Consider the following 3,442-nt stretch of genomic DNA (forward strand, 5'->3'; position numbering starts at 1 on the left):
TCCGGCGGCATTGCCGCATCCCAGGCCACTAGGCGGCATCCGGGCTGGGCGCCTGCAGATTCCGGCGCGCGGCCGACTGGTTCGGCCTCAGGTCAAGCGTGTGGCTTGTCAGCCAATGATTCTTGTGGACAAATGGCGGCCTAACGATTCATTCAAGCCGAACCCGCTTCGTTCCAGCAAAAGGCGGCACTGAAAAGCGTGCCACCTTTTGCCTCCACTACGCAGGTCGGCTTAATTCAGGTGTTAGGCCCCAGACGTGGCTAAGGCAAGTATGAGTCTCTTGAAACGCTCGCTAGTAGTTTTTGCCGTTGCGATTTGCTTGATCATCGTTGCCGGGTTGGCTTTATGGGCGCATCACACGGGCATCGCTGCATCTTGCAACGGCTCACGCACGGGTGATGAGCCTGTCTCCTGCTATCGAGACACTATCTTTTTCGCAGATTGGCTGTCTTTGGCTACACTCGCCTTCGTGCTTTTCGCCGTTTCCTTTCTGGGGTCTTGGGTTTGGGCGTTGGCCATGGGCCGCCGGCGCAAAGCCTAAGCTGAGGCCTAACAATTCATTCAAGCCGAACATGCTTCGTTCCAGCAAAAGGCGGCACTGAAAAGCGTGCCACCTTTTGCCTCCACTACGCATGTCGGCTTAATTCAGGTGTTAGGGCGCATGCGAAAGATTATGGCCGCCTCAGTGATTGCCCTGCTCAGCGCGTGCCATGGCACTGCCGGCGCAGGTGTAGACACTTCAGGATTCCCGGTAGGCGAATGCCCGCGACCGGTCGGAGTACCGCAAGCAGTTTCGGTTACTTCTCTTACGCAAGATCCTGCTCGTTACGAGGGAGCCTTCATTCGCCTCTCCGGACACTACTGCTCGCGCTTTGAGCACTCTGCTGTCTATCCCCATGCAGCGCAGGCTGCCTGCGGCCAAGAATTTCGCACGGGTCTCTGGCTCTTCGGTATGGCCCCCGGCTTGGCCGACAAGCACGTAGAGATCACGGGCTTCTTCACGCAAACTATCAAGGGGCACTTGAGCCAATGGCCGGGATCAATCTGCGTAACCTCAGCGCATGAGCTATCGCCAGATGCGCCCTAACAATTCATTCAAGCCGAAGCCGCTTCGCGGCTCGGCTTAATTCAGGCGTTAGACCCTCATGGAGAGATCAATGAATCACAAACGAACAGCCGCCATCCTTCTTGCTCTTTGCTTGGCTGGTTGCAGCAGCGCATCCGATATGACCCACAAGGGTAGCGTTGCCTGGCAATACAACAATGCGAGTCCTAGTGGCGACTTCCAATTCAAATGCGTGGCATCCACTTCTGGCGAGTGCCGAGCAGAGTTCTTTGATTCTTCGAGTAAAGCCTTGCAGGTCGTTAATATTAGTGCTGGCCAGTCGGCCACCATTAAACTTCCTGCGGCTGCAACGTATCTCCTGATTTCGCCCGACGAGACGCTCTCGCTATTGGCCAAGACCAATAAACTTCAGCAAGGCGCCGTTGTCGGATCCCAGGAGTTCAATAAAGATCACGTGTGAGGGTCTAACAATTCATTCAAGCCGAACTTGCTTCGTTCCAGCGAAAGCGTGGCAGGAAAAGCTTGCCACGCTTTCGCTTCCACTACGCAAGTCGGCTTAATTCAGGTGTTAGACCGCTCGGAGAGTACTCGTGATCTCAGAAGCATCACTCCGATGGTCTCTTCAATTCCTGTCTGTACACGGTGACGGAGACCTATTTCCGAAGATCCCTGAAATTGACGCAATTAATTCAGAACCAACCGACTTCATAACTACTGTCATCGGAAAGCAGCTCAGCGACCTACCGGCAGGCCCTTGCCGTCGATTTCTTGTTCCAAAAGATGACTTCTCTTACCGACAGGCAACGCAGCTAGACCCTCAAGATTCGATCATCTTTTGCGCACTTGTTTACGAGTACGGCGCAGAAATCGAACGACGCCGCTTGGCAGCAGACACGATCTTCAGTTACAGATTCCACCCCACTCTTATCGACGGGCTTTACGGAGAAAAAGAGAGCTGGAACAAATTCTGGGAATCGGCATATCACAAGGCCAATAGCTTTCAGTGGGTTCTCTATTGCGACATTGCGGATTTCTACAATCAGATTTATCACCACACAATCGAGAATCAGCTGATCGCTTCGTCATTTCCAAATCAAGTGACGAAGTGGCTAATCGGACTATTCGAATCGACAACCGCAGGCGTTTCAAGAGGGGTGCCAATTGGCCCCCACGCAACGCATCTTATTGCGGAGTCAACTCTGATCCCAATTGACAACTCCCTGCGAGCACAAGGGGTTGATTTCTTAAGGTACGCAGACGACATACTCGTGTTCTGCTCGAGCGAACAAGAAGCAAGAGCGACACTAGGCAAAATTGCTACAACGCTTGATCAACAACAGCGACTCATGCTGCAAAGACATAAGACCAAGCTGTTCAATCAGGCTGACTTTCGAGCCTTGTGTCATGAGATGGTGCAAGACCGCCCGATTTCAGACGAAGAAGACAGACTTCTACAGATCATCAAGCGCTACTCTGGCGGAAATCCGTACAAAGTCATCACCTACAACTCCATCAGCGCTGCTGATTGGGCTCAGTTTTCACAAGCCGCACTAGAGCAGGTGATTACCGAGTACTTAAACCAGACCCCTATTGATTTCATTCGCCTCAGATGGTTCTACCGGCGGCTTGCCCAAGTGGGACATCCAGGTGCAATCGACATTTCACTTCGCAACATCGAGAAACTTGGGCCTTGCTTAGCCAACATATGCACTTACTTGGCCTCGGTTCAATTCATAGACCAGCAAGATTTCCTGCGCTTAGGGGAGCGACTTCTTGGCCTCCTGAATTTGCCGGAAATTGCACAGCAACCGTACTTCCGACTGTCGGTGCTTAGCCTATTTAGCAAGACTCCGCATATGAATCATTTCTCAAAACTTGCGGAGAGCTATCGCTCATCTGACGCTTTCGCGCAGAGGGAGATTCTTCTCGCCGCCAAGGCAAATGGAGCGGTAGATTGGTTGAGGGAGCACAAAGAGTCCTTTCAGCACATGGATCCTTGGCGTAAGAGCGCTTTTATCTACGCCGCCTCTGAATTCCCTCGCGACGAAAAGAAGTTCTTCTTGAATCGTCATCCTTTCTACAGGCCATTTGATCAAAGCCTGGCAAAATGGTCGAAAGCGGTCTAACAATTCATTCAAGCCGAACCCGCTTCGCGGGTCGGCTTAATTCAGGTGTTAGGCCGCTAAGAGCGGGCCCGCTGCGGCACTTCGGCAGTTCGGGTTGCTCGCTTCGCTCAGCACCTTGTCGCCTTCGTCCACCATCTTCGGTCGCGCTTGGGGTCATCTAAGCGGCGCTCGTATCTCTACGCGGCAGTACTGGCGATCGAGGTTACCGGCGGCACCAATGCCGGGCGCTCGCGGCTCCTGGTGCGCGGTC

General features: G+C 53.2%; 2 protein-coding genes. Both read left to right on the forward strand.

Annotated features, from left to right (window positions below; genetic code table 11):
- Positions 1 to 1,157 precede the first annotated feature (1,157 nt).
- Entirely contained in the window at positions 1,158 to 1,526 is a 369-nt protein-coding gene (locus tag G7B67_RS12745; RefSeq protein ID WP_166213012.1) for a hypothetical protein, read from the forward strand.
- A 130-nt stretch (positions 1,527 to 1,656) separates the two neighbouring features.
- Positions 1,657 to 3,192, forward strand: coding sequence for an RNA-directed DNA polymerase (locus G7B67_RS12750; RefSeq protein ID WP_166213014.1), 1,536 nt, complete (start codon positions 1,657 to 1,659; stop codon positions 3,190 to 3,192).
- Positions 3,193 to 3,442: the final 250 nt, after the last annotated feature.

It is taken from the genome of Cognatiluteimonas telluris (assembly GCF_011320095.1).
GTDB classification, from domain to species: Bacteria; Pseudomonadota; Gammaproteobacteria; order Xanthomonadales; family Xanthomonadaceae; genus Cognatiluteimonas; species Cognatiluteimonas telluris.

What these genes read in the sequence shown, in the direction of transcription:
- G7B67_RS12745 (WP_166213012.1), top strand. Translation starts at nt 1,158, where the DNA reads ATGAATCACAAACGAACAGCCGCCATCCTTCTTGCTCTTTGCTTGGCT.